General features: G+C 43.8%; 8 protein-coding genes. 1 reads left to right on the forward strand and 7 read right to left on the reverse strand.

Annotation, left to right across the window (positions count from 1 at the left end):
- Positions 1-16 precede the first annotated feature (16 nt).
- Positions 17-2836 carry a serine/threonine-protein kinase gene (locus tag G3569_RS07680; RefSeq protein ID WP_165267748.1) on the forward strand — a complete coding sequence of 940 codons (2820 nt, stop codon included), beginning with the start codon at positions 17-19 and terminating at the stop codon, positions 2834-2836.
- 104 nt (positions 2837-2940) lie between these two features.
- On the opposite strand, the gene G3569_RS07685 is transcribed toward G3569_RS07680, so the two are convergent.
- The 7 genes from G3569_RS07685 to G3569_RS07715 form a co-directional block, all read right to left on the reverse strand.
- Positions 2941-3528, reverse strand: a complete 588-nt coding sequence (locus tag G3569_RS07685; RefSeq protein ID WP_165267750.1) for a hypothetical protein — start codon at positions 3526-3528, stop codon at positions 2941-2943.
- Between the two features lie 134 nt (positions 3529-3662).
- Positions 3663-5330, reverse strand: coding sequence for an IPT/TIG domain-containing protein (locus G3569_RS07690; protein ID WP_165267752.1), 1668 nt, complete (start codon positions 5328-5330; stop codon positions 3663-3665).
- A gap of 283 nt (positions 5331-5613) precedes the next feature.
- Positions 5614-6495, reverse strand: a complete 882-nt coding sequence (locus tag G3569_RS07695) for a collagen-like domain-containing protein (RefSeq protein ID WP_165267754.1) — start codon at positions 6493-6495, stop codon at positions 5614-5616.
- Between the two features lie 128 nt (positions 6496-6623).
- Positions 6624-7487 carry a hypothetical protein gene (locus G3569_RS07700; RefSeq protein WP_165267756.1) on the reverse strand — a complete coding sequence of 288 codons (864 nt, stop codon included), beginning with the start codon at positions 7485-7487 and terminating at the stop codon, positions 6624-6626.
- A gap of 286 nt (positions 7488-7773) precedes the next feature.
- Complete coding sequence (locus G3569_RS07705) at positions 7774-8652, reverse strand: collagen-like domain-containing protein (RefSeq protein ID WP_165267758.1); 879 nt, start codon at positions 8650-8652, stop codon at positions 7774-7776.
- A 153-nt stretch (positions 8653-8805) separates the two neighbouring features.
- On the reverse strand, positions 8806-10551 hold the full coding sequence (locus G3569_RS07710; protein ID WP_165267760.1) for a hypothetical protein: 1746 nt from the start codon (positions 10549-10551) through the stop codon (positions 8806-8808).
- A 120-nt stretch (positions 10552-10671) separates the two neighbouring features.
- A complete protein-coding gene (locus G3569_RS07715) occupies positions 10672-12795 on the reverse strand; it encodes an IPT/TIG domain-containing protein (RefSeq protein WP_165267762.1) in 2124 nt (707 codons plus the stop codon).
- Positions 12796-12886: the final 91 nt, after the last annotated feature.

The following is a 12886-nucleotide window of genomic DNA, read 5'->3' on the forward strand; positions in this document are numbered from 1 at the left end:
AAAGCTTCACTATTCTATGAAGCAACATCAATGGAAAAAGGTTAACAAGATCGTTGATACCGCACTTGATCTTGATAAAAAAGAAAGAGCAACCTACATAGAAGAACGTTGTAAAGACGACAAAGAGTTAAAACAGCAAGTTACTCAACTGCTTGCCTCTATTGAGAAGTCGGGTACTGAAAATTTTTTAGGAACTCCTGAAACCTATCTCAGCGATATAGCCGGTGAACTATCTCCCGGCGATGCGCCTATGGCTTCGTCTATGATTGGCCAACAAGTGGGCAACTACAGCCTTCATGAACTTATTGGCCATGGTGGAATGGGATCTGTCTTTAAAGGCGAGCGCGCCGATGAGGCCTATAAAAAGGAAGTAGCTGTTAAAATATTGCGGCGTGGCATGGACACCCCTTCGAACATTGCTCGGTTTAAACGCGAGCGTAATATCCTGGCAAATCTGGACCATTCCAATATTGCACGTTTGCTTGATGGAGGGCTTACCGAAGAGGGACTGCCCTACCTTGTCATGGAATATGTAGATGGAACACCCTTGCTTGAGTACTGTAATAAACATCAACTTTCAGTTGAAAAACGTTTAGCTTTATTTGAACAAGTCTGCTTTGCCGTTCAACATGCCCACCAAAATGCGATTATCCATCGAGATCTAAAGCCTTCAAACATTCTGGTGAATACCCAAGGAGATGTCAAAGTGCTGGATTTCGGTATTGCTAAACTTATAGAACCGGATGATGAGGGAGCCTCCTTTCAAACCCGCACCGGTGCCCGTATGCTAACACTGGGCTATGCAGCACCCGAGCAGTTAGCAAGCCAAACCATAACAACGGCTACCGATTCGTATGTACTTGGCATTCTATTATATGAACTCTTAGCCGGGGTGCATCCATTTGAGATGGATGAGAAGAGCTTTGTAGAGATCGAAGAACAGATACGAGAACAACGTCCATATAGCCCTTCTCAAAGGTTTTCTGATTTATCTACCAATAACCAGCAGCAAATTGCAGAAAAACGTAAGACTTCGCCTGCAACTTTGGTTAAGACTCTGAAAGGCGATCTTGATGCCATTGTGATGAAAGCCTTGCGCAAAGAGCCAAACAGCCGGTACAGCTCGGCCGAGCAGCTGCTGGAAGATCTTAACAGGCAAAAAACGAATCTTCCTATAATTGCCCGGGAAGATACCTTTCGCTACAATGCCTCCAAGTTTATAAAGCGACACAAAACCGGGCTTTCTGTAGCAGCAGGTTTTGTACTACTACTTATTGGCTTTACTGCTTTTTATACCTGGCAAATTGCACAAGAACGTAACAAAGCACAGTTAGAGGCCCGAAAATCCCAAGAGGTAAGCACCTTTCTTACGGATATGTTCAGGGCCAGTGACCCCACATTTAATCCTAAAGATACTGTTACCGCCGCAACCTTTTTAAAGCGAGGACAAGAACGTGTAGAACAACTTGATGGGCAACCTGAAGTGCAGGCAGAACTACTGCGGGTTATTGGCAGAGCACATATACATATTGGAAACTATGATAAAGCAAAAAAACCTTTATATCGAAGCCTATCTATCCGTAAAAGAATTTTTCAAAACCCACATAGCGAGATTGCTTCGAGCCTACGTGAAGCCGGGTATTTACAGCGGAAGATAGGAAATTTTGCTGAGGCAGAATCTCTTAGTAGAGAAGCTTTAGATATCCAGCTAGCAACACTGGGCCCTGATCATAAGAATACCGTCAAAACTCAGAGCCAACTTGCCTTTGTACTAAGTCGGCAAGGGAAATATAAAGCTGCCGACTCCCTTTATGCGGAAACCTTACCCAAGCAACGTAAACTCCTCTCCACTTATCATCCCAATATCGGCACAACCCTCAGTGATTGGGCCCTTACCCTACGACAACTTGGCAAATTCCAAAAAGCAGATACCCTGAAACAGCAGGCTCTGGAAGTTTGGGAACAGAACTATGGTCGTATTCATCCTCAAATATTACAGGGCTTAAACGACCTTGCAGTAGTCAAAGAAAAGATGGGGAACTTTGCGGCTGCCGATTCTTTGTATCAAGAAGCACTAGAAATCAATGACAAACTGTACGACAAAGCTACTCCCTCAACTGCACAGCTTCTAAATAATATTGGTACTACAAATATTAAAGCCGGACGCTATGAAGATGCAGAACCCTATCTTAAAAAAGCTTTAGATATGCGAAAAGAGCTCTTGCGTCCCAACCATCCATCGATGGCTGAAAGCTATATCAATTTGGGCCGGCTTTATGTTGATCAAAACAAATTTGCCAAAGCCCAACCTTTAATTCAGAAAGCCCTGAAAATTGATACAGAACAGCATGGCAAGAATCATCCTTATGTTGCCGGTGACCTGAGAAACCTGGGTTTTATTGCCAAACAGCGCGGACAATATGAGCTGGCAGAACGCCATTTCAAGAGAAGCCTTGAAATCATGAAAAAAACGCTCTCATCGGATCATCCCTCAGTGGCCGTTTCACTGGCATCGTTAGGTAAAGTTTATCTACTGCAAGGCAACCACGAAAAAGCAAAACCACTGCTACAAGAAGCACTGGAAATCAGGCAAAAAAAGTTTGATCAGGGTGATGTTAGAATCGCTCAATCTCAAGTACCGCTGGGAGCAACTTTCATAAAAAGCAATAATTATGAAGAGGCAGAAAAGCTACTTAAAGCAGGGTATCAAACCCTTAAAAAAGAACGGGGACCACAGCATGATGCGACTAATGATGCCAAAGAATACCTTGTTGAACTTTATAACAGTTGGGGAAAACATGACTTGGCAAACGAGTACAAAGTAAAAAGTCCATAATTGGTAAAATATTACCACAACCAGATGACTTAAAACAAAAGCGCTACCCCCCTCGGATAGCGCTTTTGTTAGTTTTAGTGCTCAAGTTTAAATAAAAATCCACTTTAGTTTTCACTAAAGACAATACCATAAGGCTGCGTAAGCACTTCGCGTTCAGATTCACCCGGCAAGTGAGGGTAAATGACTACCAGTGTCTCTCCTGCTGATAAATCGTTTTGCGACAATGCCTTATTCTCTATTTCAGAAGGTGCCCACATAGACCCGGGATACCATTGGGTAGAAGGAACCCATATAGGACTGTCGTTCGCCCACTCTGAGCCACGAAACCAGGGTGAGTCGGGATACATCTCTGCAGTAGAGAGACCCGCCGACAGCTCCTCCAGATTGGTACCCACTGGATCGCTGGTTAAGCGATTGGTTACTTCGCCATTTTGGACTTGAAATACCGACAGAACTATCTCCCCTTCGAAAGAGTCCGGCTTGGGTTCCAAACCCAAAAGGATATTATCATTATAAAAATCCCAGGTGAAATCGCTGGGGGTATTATTAACAATCTGGCTGAGCTCTGATGTCGGGGACGTCGTAAAATCCAATGGTTTCAACTCATCTTCTGCACCCGTTCCTGAATCCGAGCAAGCCCCTGCCAGTAATGCACTACACAGTAAAAAAGTTATAAGTATCGATTTGTTCATAACAGTAAAAATTTTTCATTAATGGTTGTGCATAGTACCCTGCGAAAGAGCAACCAAAAAGGGGACAAATAAAAAACCCGCAGCATTTGAACCACTGCGGGTTTTACAATTACAGATCTGAAAGAGAACAATTTCTATTTAACCATCCCCCAATAAGGACTGCCATCAGTCTTGTTATTAGATAAGCTTGTAGCAGTACCGCTCCCGTCACTGGCTATCTTATAGATTCTTCCATTTCTGCTAAATACTAGTCTTGTTCCATCTGGTGACCAGCTGGGATATGAATCATAGGGCGAAGAATTATCTGTAATTCGTTGAGCACCTCCTCCCTGGGCCCCGGCAACATAAATTTCGAAATCATTATCCGCATTATTATTACTTACAAACGCAATCTTAGAGCCATCGGGCGACCAACGAGGCTCAGTATTCTCTGCATCATTTTCAGTAATCGCTTGAATACTATGCCCTTGCACTGTTACCGTAAAGATATCATCTCCCTTTGGAGGATCATTTTTATCATACAACCGATCACTGTAAAATACTATTTTTGTACCATCCGGAGACCAACTGGGATACTTATCATTCCCTTTATCATCTGTTAAAGGCGTCTGATTGCTACCGCTGCTACTCATGGTATAAATATGTAGATATCCATGCTGCCCAACCGCATCAAAAGCAATTTGGGAATCGTCCGGCGACCAACTGGCATGCATCTCATAAAGATTACTGACGTGGGTTAACCGCTGGATATCAGAACCATCAGCATTCATTTTATACAGATCATAATCTCCATTCCTGTCGCTGCTAAACACAATCGTTTTCCCATCATTAGATATAACCGGACTACCATCGATGGCACTATTGTTTGTCAACCGGGTATGATTACTACCATCAGCATCCATGATATATATTTCCTGGTTTCCATCCCGGTCACTTTCAAAGACAATCTTACTCTTGGCCTTGGCCTGGCAACTTACCTCAAAAGTGGTTTTCGTAGTATCTCCGGCTGCAATGCTTAATGTTCGTGGATTGTTACCACTTAAACTACAGTTGTTTGCCAGTCCGGTGAGCTCCAGGTCATGTGTCCCTTCCTCAATATCTGTCATATACCGTTCTGTATTAATGCCTATTGTTTGACCGGAAGAACCATCCAACGATACTGTGTACCCGTCACTATCTTTATCACTGCCTGATGTCTGTGTTATTATTTGGATCGTTCCATCGGTTATCACATCAAAATCGGGGCCAGTGGTTGACTTCTGCTCTACCGTCACTTTTATGGGACCGTCAGCAGCTCCCTGGGGCACCTCGGTCAGCAGCTGATCTTCAGTCGCTCCTTTCACCGTTGCACTGGTACCATTAAAAGAGATACTATTTTCCGAAGTCGTTGCACTAAAGTTCATCCCCTTAATGGTTACCTCGGTACCCACCGTACCGCTGTCAGGGTTTACCGAACTGATGCCAGGGGCTTTTGTCTCAACCGTAAACTGGGGTCCCGTAGCTGTTTCCCCGCCTACCGTTACTTTTACCGGTCCGCTGGAGGCTCCTTCCGGTACTTCAGCTTGTATCTGGTCTTTGGTGGCACTTATGACCGTGGCTGAAGAGGAACCAATACCCACGCTCATATCTGAGGCATGCGGCTGGAACCCTTTTCCTTTGACAGTTAGCATGGTGCCCGGCGGACCACTGTCGGGTTGAATATTTGTGATCTCAGGCTTAGGCGTACTATTTCCATTACCTCCGCACGATATAACGGTTATAACCATGATGAATAGTATGGATAATTGTAATAGTCGTCTCATAATATTTTTCTTGGAGTATGATTAAAAATCCTTGACTTAGCACTCTGCGTATTACATTGCAAAGAGAGGCCAAATAAAAAAGGGCCACAATCAAGTGGCCCTAAGAATTTCCATAAACAAGGGGGCTTTGCAAAACTATTCACATCTTGTCATGCTGAACCATGTACTGAGCCTGTCGAAGTATCTCTTCCAGCATCTCATAAACAGTTATTAATCTTAAAACCGAGATTCTGAACTGAATTCAGGATGACATGTCCGGTTTTACAAAGCTCCCAAACAAGCTTTACTTTGGTATTCCAAAGTACCTCTTTACCTGTTCATAATCATTCAAATCAATTGGTAGTTCTCCGGCCTTGGCTTTAGTTTTCAGATGTTTTCCTCCGGGAATAAGCACATAACGAAATTCACTACTCGTTCCAAGAGCATTAGGAAGCGTACCGGTAGCATCAGGATTCATATAGGCAATCCGCAACTGTTGAGGATTTAGCTGAAAAAAGTAACTGTAATTGGGATTTCCGGGGCTACCTGCCTTAGCTAACGGTAAGGAATACACCGATGGGGTATTAAAATTGGTATACACCTTAACAATTCCCTTATCAATAATATCCTGAGTCATCGCATTTGCGGAAATATCAAAATAGCGATATTTAGTTGTGGTTTGGGTACTCCCATTCCATTGCGGTGGATTTACCCAACTAGAATACATTACATTTGCAGTACCTTTTAAATTGATGGGCGTTCCCCAACTGTTAGCTGTTTTGGGACCATACAGGTCGAAAGTGCTTTTATTTAGGTAATAATCCCCTTCTTTACCCAATGAGGATTGGGGAGCCGAACTACCGGAATAGATTTGGCTGCCATCTTTGCCATCTTGGCCGGCAGGGCCCTGCAGACTTATAGGGGTGCCCCAACCCTGATCATTCTTCGGACCATACATTTCACCGGTACTAATATCTAAATAGTAATCCCCATTACTCCCTTTACTATTGCTTGGTGTTCCCTGTCTGGAATAGATCTTACTTCCGTCATCGCCCGCCGGGCCTACGGGGCCTTGCTCTCCTTTGGGCCCCTGCGGACCTTGTTCACCGGCCGGACCTTCACAACCAACAAACAGAGTTAAAATTGTGATTAAAAATAATGTTAACACTCGTGACAATCGTCTCATAGTTATTATCTCTTTTATTGTTATTAAAGCTTCTACCTAGCATAATGCGGGAGATCACTCAAAGAGGGGACAAATAAAAAAGGCCCTGCAAAATTGCAGAGCCCTTTAGAATCAAGTTTGAAACCTAATCACTTAAAGTTATAATACTCAAGAAAGGATTGTTGACCTAACACCTCCATCCCTTTAAGAGTCAAAGTTCCGGTATCAGCAACCTCTGTATTGTCTTGGGTATTATTGGCCTCTGTACGAATGATCTCAATTTGGTCATAAGGGATACCCGTTTTATTCGGCTCAGTATTTATGCGGAAATACCCACTCCCATTAACAAAATTGTGCTCAACAGAATACTGGATATTTCGAGCACGCCCTGGCACCGAATAATAAATCTGGTTGCTCCCGGTATCATACATTAAGTACACCGTCCAAGAACTCTGTTTCATTTCTGTTTCTGTTAAACTGCTAAACACCGCAACAAACTGTGGATCTGTACTAAAGTCATGCTGAGGATAAATGTATCGCGTAACATTGGCATTGCCGTCGGCCCCTTTCAAGTTTACCGCGGTGCCCCACCCCTGATCCGTTTTGGGACCGTACATGTCATAGTTGGATTTGTCTAAGTAAAAGTCGCCATTCGCTCCCAATGAAGGGTCTGGTGCACCGGATCCCCCATGAAATTGGCTGCCATCTTCACCGTCTTGGCCCATCAATACCATAATTGGATTTCCCCAACCATTGTTCTCTTTGGGGCCATAATATTCACCCGTAGTAGTGTCTAAATAGTAATCACCCTCACTGCCAATATCAGAAGCGGGGGCTCCAGAACCGGCATACATCATACTCCCGTCATCGCCGGCTGGGCCTACCGGTCCTTCTGGACCTTCAGGGCCTTCAGGACCTTGAGCTCCTTGCTCCCCCGCCGGACCTTCGCACCCTAAGAATAGTGGCAAAGTTGCTATTAAAAACAATATTAACACTCGTGACAATCGTCGCATAGTTGTAAAGCTTTATTCAGATTTTGTAGTCCTACATAGTAAATACGAAATGCAACAGAGAAGGGGCTCAAATAAATAAAGCCCGCGACATTTCTCAGTCACGGACTCAAATTACCACTAAGGCATCTTTTCTATTCTACCGGGCTTCAGGAAGGGGATCCCTGAACACCGTTGCTTGCAGAACCATCGGCATTTATAATAAAATTATCGAGATCTCTACCACGATTAAAAAACGGCCCTGCCTTGTAAGACAGGGCCGTTACTACAATAACGCTGCTAGTCTATACTATTTACTATTAAACCCAAAATATTCAGCTATGGCTTGATAGTCAGAAGTGTCAAGATCCTCCGGAATGGTAGCTCCCGGCTTTGCCTTGGGCAGATTTTCATTATTATTTGCTCTGACCTGTACAAACTCTATCCGATCATAGGCTTCACCCACCGCATTTTGATCGCAGGCAAGAGCAAAGACAACTTCTTGTCTGCTGTCGTAATAATAATGCTGGCTAAAGTAATAAGTTTGGTTGTTCTTACCATACCCTGGTACCGACCAATAGGCTTCATCCACATTGGGACTTGATTGTCCAACAAAGTAGATTAACCAGGCACTTTCTTTCATTTCAGTTTCACTTTGAACGGGAATATTCAACGGATGGTAATTCTGGCTGCTAAAGTCATGTCCCGGAAAAATATAGCGTGTGACATTGGCATTGCCGTCGGCTCCCTTCAGATTAATCGGTGAACCCCATCCCTGATCTGTTTTAGGACCATACATATCATAGTTGGATTTATCCAGATAAAAATCACCATTTTGGCCTTTTGAAGAAGATGGTGCACCGGTTCCGGCATAAATCTCGCTGCCATCTTCACCGTCTTTTCCCATTAATACCATCAGGGCATTACTCCCCCAACCGTTGTCATCCTTGGGGCCATACATCTCACCGGTATTGGTATTAATATAGTAATCACCATTGCTGCCGGTATTACTGGCAGGCGCTCCCGTTCCGGAATAGATCATACTCCCGTCATCGCCGGCCGGACCTACCGGACCCTGTGGCCCTTCCGGGCCTTGCGGACCTTGTTCGCCGGCCGGGCCTTCACATCCCGCAAACAGCGTCAAAGTCGCAATCAAAAATAACGTCATTACTCGTGATAATTGTCTCATAGTTACTATATATTTTATTTAGTATTACTCTTACTTTGAAAACTGCGTATTACTTTTCAAAGAGGGGACAAATAAAATAGGACTCTGTAAAATTACAGAGTCCTATACCAAAAAGTTGGGAAAATACTCACTAATTAAGCAGCATCTTACTGCTTAATTACACTGAACACTATCAAGCATATTACTGGGTGCCGGTGTACTTGCGTCAGTTTCGGTAAGTGACCAACTGCCGCGGCCACTTTTGCCAATCCATCCCCAGCTTCCAGAATCAAATGTGCCGTTTGAAGAATAAAAACTAAAGTCAAACCAACCGGTCTCATCCTCATTTGTGAAGATCCCTACATACGAATTGCCATCCCATATACCGGCAAAGACACCTCTACTGGCATAATCACCAACCAAAAACAAGTCTCTTGCCAACAATTTAATCTCCCCATACGAACTATCATATGTACCATCATAAACTGTCCGGTTGTTATCAATAATTTGAGTCTTAGAGCCATCTCGAGTAAAATTAGATAACTGTGTGACAGATTTTGATGTTCTGGATCCATTCCAAGACCCGCTTAGAGGATCTCCATGCCATGCCCATTCACCATTAAATTGGCCAAATTGTGGGGCGTTAAAACGAAATATCCCACTGCGATCTCCATTTGTAAAAATTCCAGATACACAATTCTCTTTTACTTTACCCAACATAATACCTTGGTCGGCATAGTCGCCCACCACATATTTATCAAATTGATGCAACCGGAGCTCCCCAAAATCGGTATCCCACTTTCCGGAAAAATCAACAGCCCGAGAGGTGATGGTAAACTGGACCTGGTTGCTTGTTTTGCCATAAGAAGACGTTACTGTTAATGGCCCTGTAGTTGCACCAATGGGCACTCTCATCTCTATCCAGTTACAATCGCTTTGGACAATATTAGTTGGTTCGGTCACGTATGATGCTTTTGTACCGTTAAAACTAACTTCCGGAGTCGACCAGTTTAAACTGGAACTGCATTTAAACTGATATCGAAATCGTTGTCCCTCTAAGTAAATGGTATCTCCCACAGCAGCTTGCATATGCGGTTGCCCGGGCCACTTATGCTTTAATGATGTTTCAAAAATAGTGGGCTCTACATTCATCATCTGGGTAGTTATAACTCCAGCCTGTTGTAGATCATTAATGGAAGTTCCTACCGGCAGGCGATGAAAAAGAGTCCATGCTGCTTTTTCATAAGCTGGCAGTGGTGGCTGTACACTTTTTTGAGTCATTATAGCATCGGGAAAACTGGGATGGCCACCAGCACCTAACATCACATGACCAAGTTCATGGACAGGTACTCCCTCATTCCATTGATTTATACCACTCTTAAAGCTATTACTTAAAACAATATATCCCCCGGTAATAATAAGTCCCCCTCCGTTGGACCAGTTAGCTGATTGCGGTCTGGAACTGCCATAGCTCGTGTTACCAAACTCTACCGTAATTACAGTATCTTTATCTCCTTGGAATGTTGTACTGTTATGGAACCTGGCAGTGAATTTACCACCGGTATAATCCTGTACGGCCTGCTGTAGCAAGCTCTCAACTTCTTGTTTACCTTGTGTTCCATGTCCATTTTTGAACCAAAAGATAGGATCTTTGGTAATCCTGCTTGTTTTTAGAAAACGGCTACCATCAAAATCAGCATGAAGCATCATCGCGAGGAAATATTCCCCGGCCTTTTCATTAAAACCTGAGGGTATGGTAACTTGCTTACCATTTACCGTAACGACCTGTTGTGAACCGGATGACATCGGTACAGCTTCTACCCCTTCAGACTGTACTGGCGTTGTCGGTTCACTATGATTTGAGCTGCATGAAATTACAATTAGAATTATTAATGGAAATAAAAAAAGTAGTTTTCTCATAATTGATGCTTAGTTAAATTTAGATAGTAACCTGCGTAATCCATTACTAAAACAGGACAAATAAAAAACCCACTGCAGTACGAGAACCACAGTGGGTGAGAATAGTTGAATTATGAGCTTTCATTGCTGTTCACACTCTAGGGTCATACCGGTAATCCACATATCTTTGCCCCCCTTGGGATCAATATTGTCATCATCGCTGCGGCCCGGCCAACTTGAAGTTGTCACACCCAATGTAAACAGATGCACTTCGCCATTTGCATCACGATACGTTTCAACTGCCGAAGGAAAGCCTCGTCCTTTCTTATCATTCTCAAATTCAAAGAACGTAGACTTTTTACTACCATCTATAAAAAGTGGTCTCCCGCCATCTGCATAAATGCCAAGATATGGGAGTCCCCCGATCTCAGATGCATTTTGGCCTACAAGAACAACTCCTCCACCGGGTATTCGCACGCCACCGTTGTATTTGGTGGATCCGCTATCATCAAACTTTTGCTGGTGGACCCATTGCTCAGCCCCACCAGAGCCCAACCGCTGCACATAGGCATCCTTGATGTATACATTTTTATTTGCTTCAAGGGAGGTACCTGTATTTCCATATACAACCGCTCCGCCATCTGGCATAGGAATAGGCTGTTTGATTTGTCGCGTCACCTGTTCACTCGATGCTTCAATCTGTAAACTACTGCTAAGTCTGGCGAACACGGTATTGCCATCATCATTTCTTGCTCCCAGGAATACTTGGCTTTGGTCATCGGTAGCTATGCTATAAGGTGCCGTATAAGCCTCTATTTGTTGTACGCTCTGCAGGGTCCCATTTTTCTGGAATTTGGCAATAGCCACATCATGAGATCCCTTATCGGGCTCTTTATTAGTTGGTGTGAAAGGACCACTCATTCTGGCAGAGACCAATATTTCACCCGAAGGAAGTACTGCAACTGTTTCATGATTGAGCTCATCAAGATCAGGCGATCCAAATTGCTGGGCCCATCCAAGACTTCCGGAACCGGCATCCAGGCGGGCTAACACAATATCCCTGCCTCCTGTATTAGAATTCCCGTCTTTAAGCGTTGAAAAGTGATACTTCAGTTTTGCTTCTCCCAAGTCCTGATCAGAAACTCCCCGCTCTCCAACAATATACACGCTATTGGCATCCACTTCGATACCTCTCCATGTTGTGGATTTGAGCTTTGTATCAAAATTTGATTTCCAGACCTCATCCCCATTGGAATCATATTTTGCTGCAACTCCTCGATCACGCAGTACCACGTATAGATTTCCATTGGAATCTATTGCCATATCCTGTGATTTATCATCTTTATCTGAGGTCGTCAACCCTTGGCTAACCCACTGCAGATTAGCATCAAGCTGTATATCATTACCATAACAAGCCTGGAGGTTCGTAATAATATCCAAAGGCATACCTTCGGATATCTGTTCCCCGACAATAACCTTAACAGGACCGCCGGTTACCCCCTTGGGTATAACCGTATAAAGCGTATCACTCTTGGCACTGTCAGCATTGGTCATAGTACCGCCAATAGAGATCTTATTTTTTGAAAGTTCATCCGCAAAATACTTCCCCTTTATAGCCAAAGTAGCTCCCTGTACAACCGTATCGGGCTTTATAGCCTTAATCTTTGGTGCCAACACATTGAAATCAGGTCCCATAGCAGATTTTTGATTTACGGTAACCTTCACCGAGCCATCACTGGCATTATCGGGCACCGTTGTCTTTAGCTGATCATCCGAAGCATCATTAACAGCGGCATCGGCTCCATTGAACGATATAGAAATGTCTGCAGGGTTTGAACTAAAGTTCATCCCTTTGATAGTTACGTCAGTCCCAATCATACCACTGTCCGGCTCTACCGAACTGATGCCCGGCGCTTTGGCTTCAACGGTAAACTGTGGGCCTGATACCGTCTCCTGACCAACGGTAACCTTTACCGGTCCGCTGGATGCCCCTTCCGGTACTTTCGTTTTTAACTCAGATTCACTGGCACTTTCGACAGGAGCACTCGTGCCCCCAATAGAAATAGTATTATCAGTATTCTGTGGACTAAACCCTTTCCCCTCTATTGTCAGCAACGTACCAGGCGGCCCACTGTCTGGCTGAATACCCGTTATTTCAGGATTGGGCGTACCGTTGCCCCCTCCCCCGCACGAGGCGACAAACAGCATCACAATAAAAAAAGCAACTGGTCTCAATGAATGTTTGATATCGTATAGTCTTTTCATAAGAAAAAAATTTAATTAGCCGTTTAGCAATTGAATGTAATAACTAATAAATGCCACATTGTCCCTGTATTCAACCACTAAATGCGTTTTT

This window comes from Fodinibius halophilus (genome assembly GCF_011059105.1).
GTDB lineage: Bacteria > Bacteroidota > Rhodothermia > Balneolales > Balneolaceae > Fodinibius > Fodinibius halophilus.